The sequence below is a fragment of the Streptomyces sp. NRRL B-24484 genome, assembly GCF_000717715.1.
Classification (GTDB): domain Bacteria; phylum Actinomycetota; class Actinomycetes; order Streptomycetales; family Streptomycetaceae; genus Kitasatospora.
Map to the genome: position 1 here is coordinate 1 of NZ_JOAI01000085.1, position 12,158 is coordinate 12,158.

The following is a 12,158-nucleotide window of genomic DNA, read 5'->3' on the forward strand; positions in this document are numbered from 1 at the left end:
CGACCTCGTCGCGCCCCTGAACGCCATGCGCCCCCACCTCGGCCCGGCCCACACCGACCTCGCCACCCGCCTCGACGACCTCACCCACCACACCGACCGTCTCCGCCATGACAGCGACCGACGACGCGCCTGACCGCACCCCCGGCACCACCGAAGAACGCTGGCAGCACATCCAGGACAAGATCACGGACCTCGAACGCCGGATCCACGGGACCAGCTCCGCGGCCATCACCGCCATCGACACCCGCCTCGCCCACCTCGACGCCCTGCGCCGCCGCCTCGCCCAGGGCCCCTGGCCCCTCACGGCCGGCGCCGGAGCCTCCCGCGGGTGACGCTCCACCAGGACGATTCCTGGCGCAGGCAGATGGCCCGCACGTTCGACGAGCTCGCCGGCGACCTGGAAGCCGACCGGGACCTGGTGCCCGGGTGCACGGGCGAGGAAATGGCACTGCACCCGGCAATCGCCCGGGCCGAGGAGCTCCGGCAGGACCGTCCCCGCCTCGTCGCCGACACCGTGCAAGGCCTGGCGGCGGACCCGTACGACCTCGACTGGGAACCTCCTCCGACCTGCCGTCCGAGGACCACGACGTCCTCGTGCTGTTCGGCAGCGAGCTCGACGGCATCGAGGACGGCGACAGCAAGGCCAACCCGGCACTCGGCGTTGGTCGGCCTCGCCCCGCTCGACCGCTACGGCCTCTTCGGCCCAGGCCGTACCCGCGACCCGCACCGCGGCTCCGGCCGCGACCGGCCGAGAACACACCCGGCGGGCCCGGCCGTCTCGCCCGACCGTCCTCCAGGCGCCGCCCCGTTCCCCTGCTGCGGCAGACCCCGACGCCGACCACGCCGGCTCACATGTCGTCCGGCCGGAGGGCGGGTGCGGCGGCCTGCTTGTCGGCGGCTGTGGCGGCGAGCTTGTCGGCGGCTGTGGCGGCGAGGCTGCCGAGGAGCTTGACGCGCTCCTCGGTCGGGGATCCCGCCGCGCTCGTGTACACGTACATCATCCATCCGGGGTGATCGGGTAGTTCGACGCCCTCGTAGACGAATTCGAGGTCGCCGACGTCGGGGTGGTGGATGTGCTTGGTGCCGGTGCGGTGCAGGCGCACGTCGTGGGCGGACCAGCGGCTGCTGAAGGCGTCGCTGCGGGCTGCGAGTTCCCCGATCAGGTCGGTGAGGAGTTTGTCGCGCGGGTTGCGTCCGGCGGCGGTGCGCAGGTTCGCGGCGGAGGCGTCGGCGGCGTGTTCCCACTGCGGATAGAAGGTACGGGCGGCGGGGCTGAGGAAGACGAACCGCGCGCTGTTGCTCCGGGCGTCCGGGTCCTCGAGCAGCGGGGCGAGCAGTGCGCGGGCGAGCGGGTTGGTGGCGAGGATTTCGGCGCGCTGGTCGACGATCCATGCGGGCGCTGCGGTGATCGCGTCGAGGAAGCACTGGAGCGAGGGGCGGATCGTCGCTGGTGCCGGGCGGGAGCGGCGCTGGCGGCGCGAGGGGTTCGCGGCCCGGGCGAGGTCGTGCAGGTGCTCGGTCTCCGCCTCGTCGAGGCGAAGCGCTCGGGCGAGGGCATCGAGGACTTCGGGGGAGACGCCGGCGAGGTTCCCGCGTTCCATCTTCGCGTAGTAGTCGATGCTCATTCCGGCGAGCATGGCGACTTCCTCGCGGCGCAGACCGGGCAGGCGGCGACGGCCTCCGGCGACGATCCCCGCCTGCTCGGGGGTGATCCGGTCACGTCGTGTGCGCAGGAAGTCCCGCACCTCGGCCTGGTTGTCCATGCCGTCCACGGTACGGCGGACCAGGGACCTGAAGGAGTGACTGCCAGTACACGTACGAGCCGTCCCTCGCCCCGCCCTGGAGCCGGTGCTGCAATGGCTACGTCAGGGCGGTCCGGACCTTTCGGACCGCCGAGCGCCTACCGTCACCGGACGCCGGAGCGCACAACATCACCATGAAGGACAGGACACGATGAGCCAGGACCAGAAGCAGGGACGCGTCGCCGTCATCACCGGGGCCTCCTCCGGAATCGGCGCCGCGACCGCCCGGTCCCTGCACGCGGCGGGCTACCGGGTCGCGCTTCTCGCCCGCCGCGCGGACCGCATCAAGGCCCTCGCCGACGGCCTCGGCGACGGTGCGATCGCGATCTGCGCCGACGTCACCGACCGTGAGACCATCGTTGCGGCGGCCGAACAGGTGAAGCAGGAGTTCGGCGGCACGGACGTGCTGGTGAACAACGCCGGGGTCATGCTGCTCGGGCCGTTCTCCGCCGAGCGGCGTGACGACCACCGCACGATGATCGAGGTCAACCTGCTCGGCGCGATCACGGCCACCGAGGTGTTCCTCGACCAGCTCAAGCACGGCGGCGGCGACCTGGTGAACATCTCCTCCGTCGCCGGCCGCGTTGCCAACGTCGGCAGCGGCGTGTACGCGGCCACGAAGTTCGGCATCAACGGCTGGTCGGAGTCGCTGCGCAAGGAGCTGCTGCCCGACGTGCGCGTCACCGTGATCGAGCCCGGCGTCGTCGCCACCGAGCTGCCCTCCCACATCACCCACGAAGCGACCCGCCAGGGCGCCCAGCAGCTCTACGACGCCGCCGAGGTCACCGCCGAGGACGTCGCCGAGGTCATCACCTTCGCCCTGCAGCGGCCCCGGCACCTGGCCATCCACGAGATCCTGCTCCGCCCCGTCGGCCAGGCGCTCTGACCTGATCACCCTCTCTCGCGCAAACGGCGCACGCGTCGGCAGGGAACGAGCCTGTCGCACTGCGGCACGGACACCGGCCGCGGCGTGAGGGCCCCTCGGGGCTTCCCGCATCGGCCGCCCGCGCGCAGCCGGCCCGTGCCCGATGCTCGGCGCACCGGCATCGACCGACGAACGAACAGGACCACTTCGTGAAGCACATCCACCTGCGCGGCCTGGACGTCTCCCGCATCGGCCTGGGCGCCATGGGCATGTCCCACGGCTACACCGGAGCAGGCAGCGACGACGAGCAGTCCGTGCGCACCATTCACCGCGCCCTGGACCTGGGCGTCACCTTCATCGACACCGCCGAGGTCTACGGCCCGTACATCAACGAGGAGCTGGTGGGCCGCGCGCTCAGGGGCCGCCGGGACCGGGTGGTGCTCGCCACGAAGTTCGGCCTGATCTCCCACACCGGCCGCCCAGGGGCGACCGACAGCAGCCCGGCCAACGTCCGCACCGCCGTCGAAGGCTCCCTCGCCCGCCTGGGCACCGACCGCATCGACCTCTACTACCAGCACCGCGTCGACCCCCGCACGCCGATCGAGGAGACCGTCGGCGCGCTCTCCGAGCTGGTTGCCGACGGCAAGATCCGGCACATCGGCCTCTCGGAAGCCGGCCCCGAGACCATCCGCCGCGCCCACGCCGTCCACCCGATCACCGCGGTGCAGTCCGAGTACTCACTGTTCACGCGCGACCCCGAAGCCCGCGTTCTGCCGGTGCTGCGGGAGCTGAACATCGGCTTCGTGCCCTTCTCCCCGCTCGGGCGCGGATTCCTGACCGGCACGATCCGCTCCACCGGGCAGTTCGACCCCACCGACTTCCGCGCCGACAACCCGCGGTTCACCGGCGAGAACTTCCAGCACAACCGGCGCCTGGCCGACCGGGTCGCCGCCGTCGCCGCCGAGATCGGCGCCACCCCGGCGCAGGTCGCGCTGGCCTGGCTGCTCGCCCAGGGCGACTTCATCGCGCCCATTCCCGGCACCCGCCGGGTGGCTCGTGTGGAGGAGAACGCCGGCGCCGACGCCCTCCGCCTCACCGACGAGCAGCTCACCCGACTCGGCAACCTGCCGCCGGCCGCCGGCGACACCCACAACCAGGCCCAGATGCGGATGATGGAGCGTTGATGACCGGGACCAACCCGGGTCGCACCGGACCTGGTCCGTCGCCACGTCCCGGAACCCGCCGACCTCACCGACGACGTCCTCTTCGCCGATGTCCGGCAGCGGCCGGAGCTGTCTTCGCGCGAGCGCGGCCTGATCGTCGTCGCCGCCCTGGTGGCCCCGGTCCGCGACGGCCGACTGACGGGCCACCTGCGCCGCGCCCTCGACAACGCCCCCCGCGCGAACTCGTCGAGGCCATCATCCACTCCGCCTTCTGCGCCGGCCGGCCCACCCGCTATGAGCGCCACCGGCGTCCTGGCCCGGGTCACCGGACCCGCCGACCGAACCGGCACCACCCGCCGCACCCAGGGAGAGTCCCCATGCAGCACGTCACCTTGAACAACGGCGTCGAGATGCCGATCCTCGGCTTCGGCGTCTTCCAGATCGACCCGGACAAGACCGAGCAGGCCGTCACCGACGCCCTGGCGGCCGGCTACCGGCTGCTGGACACCGCCGCCGCCTACGGCAACGAGGAGGCCGTCGGCCGGGCGATCAAGAACAGCGGCATCCCGCGCGAGGAGCTGTTCGTCACCACGAAACTGTGGGTCCAGGACGCCCCCGCCCAGGACAACACCCGCCGCGCCCTGGAGACCTCCCTGGCCAAGCTCGGCCTGGACCACGTCGACCTGTACCTGATGCACCAGCCCTACGGCGACGTCTACGGCCAGTGGCGCGCCATGGAGAGCGCCAACCGCGGGGGCCTCGCGCGGGCGATCGGCGTCGCCAACTTCCACCCCGACCGGCTCCTGGACCTGATCCTCAACAACGAGATCGCCCCGCAGGTCAACCAGATCGAGACCCACCCCTTCTTCCAACGCGACCCCGACCACGCCCTGATGCGCGAGCACCGCATCCGGCACCAGGCGTGGGGCGGCTTCGCCGAAGGCAGGAACGACCTGTTCACCAACCCCGTCCTCGCCGGCATCGGCGAGACGCACGGCAAGTCCGTGGCCCAGGTCGTGCTCCGCTGGCTGATCCAGCGGGACATCGTCACCATCCCCAAGTCCGTCAACCCCCACCGGATGGCGCAGAACATCGACGTCTTCGACTTCGCCCTCACCGACGACCAGATGGCCGCCATCGCCGCCCTGGACACCGGCAGGACCCTCTTCTTCGACCACCGCGACCCCGAGATGGTCGCCTGGCTCAGCAAGCGCCGCCTGGAGGGCTGAACACCTCCGATCACGCCCCGGTGCGGATCTGTGGCACGACGGCGAACAAGGTGGCCGGCACGGACGGCACCCCTGCACCCCTCGGCTCCTACACCACGAACGACGCCGGCCCCAGAACGACTGGCACGGCCGGCCCCGGCGGGCATCCACGTCCCGCCGTCGGCCTTGGCACCCCCACCCCGTGGTCAGCCGCGGGTTCGCACGGGGGTGCGTGGAGCGTGTACCCCCGCTGACCGGCGCCAGAATTCATGTCCGACAAAACCGGCATTCGGGTTCATACTTGTTTTGTGGCGGACGAGCACGAGCCCCGCACGAGCTGGACGTTCCTCACCCAGCACGCCCGGGTGCTCCTGATGATCTCGCGCGACCCGCAGGCGCGCGTACGGGATCTCGCAGCCGCGTGCGGACTGACGGAGCGGGCCGTGCAGGCGATCATCACCGACCTGGAGAGCGCCGGCTACCTCACCCGCACCCGGCACGGCCGCCGCAACCACTACCGCATCACCCGCCACATGCACTTCCGCCACCCCGCCGAGGCCCGCCACGAGATCGCCGGCTTCCTGGAACTGTTCGCCGACCTCTCACCCCCCACCGGCACCGACGGCACACACGAAGGCCGTCCCGACGACCGGCACGGCCACAAGCACGAGCGCGACCGGAGTTCCTGAACCGGCCCACCGCACGGATCCCCCGCCACCCGGGGAGGACACCGATGACCGACACCGACACCCTCAACGGAGACGCCCTGCCGGCCGCGGCCACCACCAAACTCGCCGAGCTGAAGCACCTGGCCTGCGCCGCGGTGGACCACTGGAACAACGGCGACGGGAAGAGCGCGTACGACGCCCTCAGCGCCGCCATGCCGGCCGCCGCCGCGGCCGCCACCGCTCTGAACCTCCTGCTCGAACTCGACCGGGCCTCGGCCCGCGCCGGGGAACGGCAACGCAGCCGCCACGACGGCGTCACCAGATGCTGGGGGTGACCAACCGGCCACCAGTGCCCCGCCCGCACCGCATCCGCAGCAGCGTCCGGGGCCCTGAACGGCCGCAGAACGAACACACCACTCCCGCAGGAAGGCACACCACGGTGTCGAGCGAGCTGAAGACCAGCACGAGAAGGGTCGACGGAGCGGTGGTGTGCATGCTCGCCGGCGACCTCCACCAGGGCACCGCCGACGAAGCGCTGCAGGCCCTGCACGCAGCACTCGCCGAGCTCCCGGAAGTTCTCGCTCTCGACCTGAGCGGAGTGGAACTGCTCGCCTCCGGCGGGCTCAACGTTCTGCTGCGGGCCAGGACCGCGGCCGCCGACCGGAGGGTGCCCACCGTCCTGGTCGCACCCAGCGCCGGGGCACGCCGGGTCCTGGAACTCACCGACACCGCCGGGCTGTTCCCCGTCTACGCCACCGCCGAGGACGCCGCCCGGCACGGCGAGGAACCGCCCGCCCCCGGCCGGTAGGACCACATCGGTCGAAGAGACTCCGGGAACCTTCGGCCGCCGACCGGGAGGCGCTGGTCGCCCTCTCCGACGGCGTCGAGCACGACTTCCGGATCGTCGAAGGCATCGACTGACCGAGGTCCGGTCGGATCTTCACTGAAGATCCACCATCACGGCTTTCGCTGCCGCGGCCGCCGGTGCGGCGGGGTTCGTGGGTGCTCGCGCCGGTCGCGGGCGGCGGTCTGTGTGATCTGCTGTCGGGATCCCCACCCAGTCGTGCTCGGGAGTTTCCCCTGAGGGCCGTGGTTTGCGGTGCGGCCGATACGGCCGCACCGATCGCGCCATCCGGTGGACCGGGGCCTGCGGCACCGTCGTGGAGACCGACTGTTTCACCTTGATGGTCGATCACCACGACACCTGGCTGGCACGTTTACCCGGAATCCGGGTCTACGGGCCGAAGGACGGCCACCGGGTTCGTAACCTCGGTCGGCGAACCGGTCGACGGGCCGCCAGTTGCCGATCGCGGCCGCACCGGTCTTGAGGAGTCGGTGATGGCGATACCGCTCGGCGGTCGGACTGCGCGGGGTACGGCCTGTCCGGTCAGCCGTGCAGGAGTTCTACCGCTGGGGTGTGGTTGCCGGTTGCTGCGGTTCCCGTCATCGCCGAGGAGGCTGTTTCCGGGTGGGTGCCGGGCGGCACCACCAGGAGGAGGAAGTGGTCCTGGAAGCCTCGTATGAGGCTGATCGTCGCATCGCTGCCGGCGAACCGGCCGATCTTGATCACCGTGCCGTTGACCACGAGGGTGCGGGGCACGCCCTCCCAGGCCGGACTGTCGAGGCTCACCCGGACGATGCGTCCGAGATGGGCAGCGAGCGCGGTGATGAGGTCCGGCAGTTCGGCGAGGAGGTGGTGGGAACGGGGCCACCAGGCACCGTCGAAGACACCCTGCCGCAGCATCTTCGGCTCCAGCGTCAGACGGGGCAACGGCGGAACCCCGGGCACCGACCACGGCCCGGGAGAGGAGGGAACAGGGAGGGGAATCGGCATCATGCGGGGCCGCCCGTCCGGTCCACGTGGGGACCACTCAAGGCCCAGGGCGACGTCGGCGCTGATGCCGGTGTGCAAAATGTCCTCGGCTGTCTCGCACCGTACTCCGCGGCGGCCTTGCAGCGGTCACCCGACCCGGCCGCAGGAGTAGCCTCGAAGTCATCCAGGGCATCCCGCATCCCGGTACCCGCTCCGGCTTCGTTCTGGGTGAAGGGAATTTCCGGGCAGACCAGGTGGGCCCGGAGACGGGAAACGGTGAACACCGTGACCACTCATCCCCTCCGGTCAGCACGGCCCGGCCACGGCCTCACGGTCGCCGACGCCATGGAACCCTGCCCCTACCAGATAGCCGACGATGACACCGTCGACCGGGCCAACGACATCTTTCACAGCGCCCACATCGACTACCTGCTCGTCCGCGACCACAACGGCCGCTGCGAAGGGCTGGTCACCCGCACCGGACTCCACCCGTTCGTGACCCGATCCTGGGACAGCGAACGGACCGCCATCAGCTCCACCACGCACCAGCACGGCCCTTTCGCCTGGCCGACCATGGGACTGGCTCTCGCGGCAATCGCCATGCGGATCAAGCACCTGACGGTATGGCCCGTCATCGACGACGACGGCTACACCCTCGGCGTCCTCACCGCGGACCGCGCCACCATCCTGCTCGGCACCACGCCGGTATGAATCCTCGAGCGGCGCACGACCGGAGCCCGCAGAAGCAGCTTGCGGCACGCGGACCGCAGGCAAGCGTCAGCCGGGTGGGACGGGCAGACCGGGTGCCGTCCGGGCGGTCGGACTCGGCCGAGGTGGAAGACCGTGATGGTGATGGTCTGCTCGCGGATACGGTACTGGACCCGTAGCCGACCGGAGTGCGGTGGATGCCGCCGGCCCCGACGGTGAAGGCGCCGGCCGGGCGGGGTCTTCGGCGACGTGCTCCTGCTCGGGCCGGCCTGCCGTGCCGGAGCCCCCGGCTTGGTGCGGGCCTCGGTGATCGGGTAGCTGTTCATACGCAGGATCTTGCAGTCGTGCGCACTACGGGACAGTCGATCCTGCCCGGGCCACCGCTTCCTGCCGGGTCGCAGTGCGGAGTCGTTGAGGTCACCGTGGATGGTGGGTGCCGGGCCGCCGAGCGGACCGCGAGAGGGGACGTGATGGCAGCGAACGAATCTTCGGCTCCGGGCTGGTCGCCGAAGACAGAAGCACGCACCGAGCTGCAGTGGGCGATCGGTGCGCAAACCCGGCCCCTCGGCCGGTACGGCGGGCAGCACCACTGTGCGCCGGTGGATCGGGCACATGCGTACGTGCCGGTGACCGGCGGCTTCGGAGCACCGGCGGCCTCCGGCCCGGAGCAGCGGCTGTAGGCGGGCTGGCGGCGCGATGGTGCCCGGCGACGGCAGTTGGGAAGACGAGCAGCGGTTGCTGGCCGCAGCGTTCGGAGGGCTGGCGGCCGGAGTGTTCATACTCGACGCGGACGGGCGGATCCTGGCGGTCAATCCGCGGGCCGAGGAGCTGCTGGGCCGCGGGGCGGCGGCGATGACGGGAGCGGATGCGCACGGGTTGCTGCACCGGGGTCCCGAGGGTGCGGCCGTTCCGCGTGCGCAGTGTTCGCTGTTGGCAGTCGTGGAGACCGGGCGGCCGACCTGGGGCGCGAGCGATGCCTTCCTGACCGGTGACGGCAGGGTCATGCCGGTGCGCTGGTCGGCGGCGCCCGTCATGGCCGGGGGCCGGCCGGTGGGCATGGCCGTGCTGTTCGCCGACGTTGCGGGAAGCAGTGCGCCCGTCGGGCCGGAGGCTGCCCAGGTGAGCCTCCTCAAGGACCTGACCGAACGGCTGACCCTCGTCGGCGCGATCACCGAGGTGCTCTCGGAAACACTGGACGTCGAGGAGGCGGTGGACCGGCTCGGTCCACTACTCGTCCCGGAGCTGGCGGACTGGGTGGCCGTGGATCTGCGGACCCCCGACGGCGAGGTCCGCCGCGTGGCCGTTCTCGGTCCATCCGGGCGGGACTCCGCCCTTGAGGCGTGGCGGGGTCCGCTGCCACCGCCCACGGCCCTCTCACGTTCCGCGCTGGTGCGGGTGCTGCAAGGCGCGCAACCCCTCGTGCTCGGCACGCAGGAGATGGCCGAACCACCCGATGCCCCGCTTGCCGCGGTCCAAGCCGGGTTCCTGCGCGCGCTGGGCGCGACCTCCGCCGCCGTGGTTCCACTGAGCAGCGCCCGCGAGGTCACCGGGGCGATCACGGCGGTGCGCACCGGTGCGGGGCGTCCCTTCACCCAGGGCGAGCTCGCCCTGCTCGCCGACATCGGCCACCGGGCCGGGGTGGCCATCGACAACGCCCGCCTGTTCGGCGAACAGCGCGACATCGCGACCGCCATGCAGCACCACCTGCTGACCGAACTGCCGCGCGGTCCGGGCATGGAGCTGGCCGCCCGTTATCAGCCGGCTCCGGCCGGTTCGCGGGTCGGTGGCGACTGGTACGACGCCTTTCCGCTCAGCCTCGGCGCGACCGCACTGGTCATCGGCGACGTGATCGGACACGACCTCCAGGCCGCAGCCCGGATGGCCCAGCTCCGCAACATCCTGCGCACGCTGGCCTGGGACCGCCACGAAGAGCCGGCTGCCGTCGTCACGCGGCTCGACGACGCGATGACGAGTCTGACCGACATCCCCATGGCCACCATGGTCCTCGCCTACGCCGAGCAAACCCCGAAAGGGCCCTGGCGACTGCGCTGGACCAGCGCCGGACACCCGCCACCCCTGCTGCTACCCGCCGCCGGAACACCGTCCCACAGCGGCGCCGCACACTACCTCGAGGCAGGCCAAGGACTCATCCTCGGAGCAGGCGGAGACCCCGAACGCCCCAATGGCACCGAAAACCTACCGGCAGGCTCGACACTGCTGCTGTTCACCGACGGACTCGTCGAAGCCCCCGGCACCGACCTCGACGCCGGCCTGGAAAGGCTGCGCCGCCACGCCGCCAGCATGGCGGCGCGCCCGTTGGAAGAATTCTGCGACCAGATCCTTCGAGCCGTACCACCCGGCAGTACCGATGACACAGCCCTCCTCGCGCTCCGAGTACCACCGAACTGAACAGCCCGGCCACAGTGCCGGACGCGTGCGGGAGCCGAACGGGGAGCCCCGCGGGTTGCCGGCGCACGGGTGCCGACAGCTCCTACCGAAGCCCGAGCCTGTCGGGCCCGGTAGGACATCGAGAGCGTCGACATCGGGAGGGCGAGCCGCCCCCGCCTCGCGGGTGCACGCGCCGAACGGTGGGGGATCCGGCACGGCCGCGGCCTGTGGTGCTCCCTCTGCCGTGTGATCATCCGGGCGCCCGGGTTTCACGAAACGACGCCGGCCGGCGCCGACCGCGACCTCGCACCGCGCCGTCACCGTGCCGGGCTCATCCGCCGATCGGCCACCCCCGCGCCGGGGCCGGGCCAGGTCCCGCCGGGACGTCCCGACCGGTTCAGAGGGTCCCGCCGTCGCGGGCCGGTGTGCCGCCTCATACGGCGGCGATGCGGTCGACGACGACCGGGCCGTGCCCATGCGGGGCCGCGGGCCGGTACGGGGCTGCAGGGCGCGTCGTCAGGATCGGTCCACTGCGACACGCAGCCGGACTGGGTGGTGGTCGAGACGGAAGGCGGGTGGGCCACCGACGTGTTCGGCAGCGTCGGTGAGCAATTCCACCGCCACACGCCCCGCCAGGAACGGCCGGTGTGCCAATGGCGGCGGGACCTCGACAGGCTGCGCGGCACGACGATGTCGAAGCCGTGGAGCAGGTCGACCGGGAGGTGCAGTGCGAGCTCGGCCGGTACGTGGGAGCCGGTCACAGCCCGGCGGGAACTCGTCCGTGCCACCGCCACCCCCTCGACGCGGCTGTCGGCCGACGGCGCCGACCCGGGCAGACGGGGAACGGCGGGCGATCCGCTGCACGAAGGAGCCCACGGCCGTGGAGCGACGAGGACGGGGCCGTCCCCCGTGGGATCAGAGTTTGTGCATGGGGGCGTACGGCGGGGTGATCCGCTCCTGTTGCGATCCGAAGTCGACGAGGACAGCGGTGTTGCTGTCGCCTTCGACGCCGATGACACGGCCGAGGCCGTAGGCGTCGTGGGTCACCCGGTCGCCGACGGCGAACCGCTTTTGCGGAGCTTCGGCCCGGGTCCTGAAGGGGCTGGTGGGCAGGGGACGACGAGCGGAATGGTCGGTCATTTTTACAAGTATGCGCCGGCAAGCGGGCGGATGCGGCTGTTCGAAAAAACGTGATGCGGAGGGCCACGGCGGCCGTCCGCCCCGGGCGCAGTCCCGGAAATCGGAAGCGCGCACTGCCCGACCGGCACCTCCTGCAGAAGAGTGCCGCCAGCGGGGCGAAGCCGACGAACGGCATCAACCAGCCTTTCCCTTTGGCTGGTTGGCGTGACCTCCAGCACGGTCCGGAAGCCGAGGACGAGACCTGCACAAAACCTGGTGCGAAATTTTCACCCCACGGCACTCCTCGACCTGCTACAGTTATTTCAGTTGCAGTAGTGGTTCCCATGAACTTTGTGTGCGCCTGCTGATGTATCGCAGGCGCATTTTTGTTTCCCGGATCTCTCCGGGTGGGTGCTCCGCGGCG

Annotated in this window: 12 protein-coding genes and 1 pseudogene; 10 read left to right on the plus strand and 3 right to left on the minus strand. The window is 71.3% G+C overall.

The genetic code is table 11. The features are described 5' to 3' along the window. Positions 1-107: 107 nt before the first annotated feature. Positions 108-332 carry a hypothetical protein gene (locus tag IE98_RS0140530; protein WP_030277632.1) on the plus strand — a complete coding sequence of 75 codons (225 nt, stop codon included), beginning with the start codon at positions 108-110 and terminating at the stop codon, positions 330-332. A gap of 516 nt (positions 333-848) precedes the next feature. Here the strand turns inward: IE98_RS0140530 and IE98_RS0140535 are convergent. Next, positions 849-1,763, minus strand: a complete 915-nt coding sequence (locus IE98_RS0140535) for a helix-turn-helix transcriptional regulator (RefSeq protein WP_030277633.1) — start codon at positions 1,761-1,763, stop codon at positions 849-851. Positions 1,764-1,953: 190 nt separating this feature from the next. On the opposite strand from IE98_RS0140535, the gene IE98_RS0140540 reads away from it, so the two are divergent. The 7 genes and pseudogenes from IE98_RS0140540 to IE98_RS52800 form a co-directional block, all read left to right on the plus strand. Next, positions 1,954-2,688: an SDR family oxidoreductase gene (locus IE98_RS0140540; protein ID WP_030277635.1), complete on the plus strand. Its 735-nt coding sequence runs from the start codon at positions 1,954-1,956 to the stop codon at positions 2,686-2,688. A gap of 188 nt (positions 2,689-2,876) precedes the next feature. Further along, positions 2,877-3,851, plus strand: coding sequence for an aldo/keto reductase (locus tag IE98_RS0140545; RefSeq protein ID WP_030277636.1), 975 nt, complete (start codon positions 2,877-2,879; stop codon positions 3,849-3,851). Between the two features lie 356 nt (positions 3,852-4,207). Continuing rightward, positions 4,208-5,059, plus strand: coding sequence for an aldo/keto reductase (locus IE98_RS0140550; RefSeq protein WP_030277637.1), 852 nt, complete (start codon positions 4,208-4,210; stop codon positions 5,057-5,059). Between the two features lie 287 nt (positions 5,060-5,346). Further along, positions 5,347-5,727 (plus strand): helix-turn-helix transcriptional regulator, encoded by a 381-nt coding sequence (locus IE98_RS0140555; RefSeq protein ID WP_267882391.1) that lies wholly within the window; start codon positions 5,347-5,349, stop codon positions 5,725-5,727. A gap of 44 nt (positions 5,728-5,771) precedes the next feature. Then, positions 5,772-6,041, plus strand: coding sequence for a hypothetical protein (locus tag IE98_RS0140560; RefSeq protein ID WP_030277639.1), 270 nt, complete (start codon positions 5,772-5,774; stop codon positions 6,039-6,041). 104 nt (positions 6,042-6,145) lie between these two features. Continuing rightward, positions 6,146-6,514 carry an STAS domain-containing protein gene (locus IE98_RS45560; protein WP_159401236.1) on the plus strand — a complete coding sequence of 123 codons (369 nt, stop codon included), beginning with the start codon at positions 6,146-6,148 and terminating at the stop codon, positions 6,512-6,514. 32 nt (positions 6,515-6,546) lie between these two features. Continuing rightward, positions 6,547-6,627 (plus strand): annotated as a pseudogene (locus IE98_RS52800) (DUF1330 domain-containing protein); the annotation flags it as partial. Between the two features lie 466 nt (positions 6,628-7,093). On the opposite strand, the gene IE98_RS49875 reads toward IE98_RS52800, so the two are convergent. Next, a complete protein-coding gene (locus tag IE98_RS49875; protein WP_159401237.1) occupies positions 7,094-7,477 on the minus strand; it encodes a DUF5994 family protein in 384 nt (127 codons plus the stop codon). A 327-nt stretch (positions 7,478-7,804) separates the two neighbouring features. Here IE98_RS49875 and IE98_RS49880 point away from each other — a divergent pair, with 327 nt between their 5' ends. After that, positions 7,805-8,230, plus strand: a complete 426-nt coding sequence (locus IE98_RS49880; RefSeq protein ID WP_159401238.1) for a CBS domain-containing protein — start codon at positions 7,805-7,807, stop codon at positions 8,228-8,230. Positions 8,231-8,923: 693 nt separating this feature from the next. Next, entirely contained in the window at positions 8,924-10,636 is a 1,713-nt protein-coding gene (locus IE98_RS0140580; RefSeq protein WP_063749093.1) for a SpoIIE family protein phosphatase, read from the plus strand. 894 nt (positions 10,637-11,530) lie between these two features. Here IE98_RS0140580 and IE98_RS0140585 read toward each other — a convergent pair. Then, positions 11,531-11,755, minus strand: coding sequence for a hypothetical protein (locus IE98_RS0140585; RefSeq protein ID WP_030277647.1), 225 nt, complete (start codon positions 11,753-11,755; stop codon positions 11,531-11,533). Positions 11,756-12,158: the final 403 nt, after the last annotated feature.